This is a genomic window from Bartonella vinsonii subsp. berkhoffii ATCC 51672, assembly GCF_902825225.1.
Lineage (GTDB): Bacteria > Pseudomonadota > Alphaproteobacteria > Rhizobiales > Rhizobiaceae > Bartonella > Bartonella berkhoffii.
Map to the genome: position 1 here is coordinate 1 of NZ_CADEAK010000096.1, position 643 is coordinate 643.

The following is a 643-nucleotide window of genomic DNA, read 5'->3' on the forward strand; positions in this document are numbered from 1 at the left end:
TCGTGTTAAGAGACAGCCAAAATGCCGTAATTGGCTTTCGAAGATGCTATGCTGTAGCGCCTGTCGAACAGGTTTTGGATGGTGTTTATCACCATTCAGGTAATCACTATCAGCCCTCCCCGAGGGGCACGGCGCTTCTTGTTGCAGCACGAACAGATTTTGGCGATGTGGACGGCAAGCAAGCAGCCTCTTTTTCTGTTCTCATTCATGCCACCCCCAAAAAAGATGTCCCCCTTGATATCCCCTTGGGTAAGCTTTGGTTGGAGCCTGATGAACTAAAGGGTGGCGCAGTTGTTATCAGACTTGCTGTTGCTTTTGCTGGATCGCTGCTTTCAGCAATAGGCTCAGTTTGTTCAGCATTTATGAAGCTTGCTGTAACTCTTGCAAGAACGCTCTTTTCAGCCTTAGTCTCTGTTAGTTCAGCTCTACTTTCACTTGCTGCGACTCTTATAGGCTCTCTGCTTTCAGCAATAACCGCCGTTGGTTCTGCTTTTATATCACTTGGTGTCGCAATCATGACCACTCCTATCGGTTGGATAATCGGGGGCATTGCGGCGCTTGTCGGAGCTGGATATCTGCTCTACAAAAATTGGGATACCATCATAAGCTTTTTAGGAACGTTATGGAATTCTTTTGCTAGCTT

Annotated in this window: 1 pseudogene; it reads left to right on the forward strand. The window is 47.0% G+C overall.

The window, feature by feature from the left end:
• Positions 1 to 643: pseudogene (locus J7R10_RS10070) on the forward strand (hypothetical protein); the annotation flags it as partial.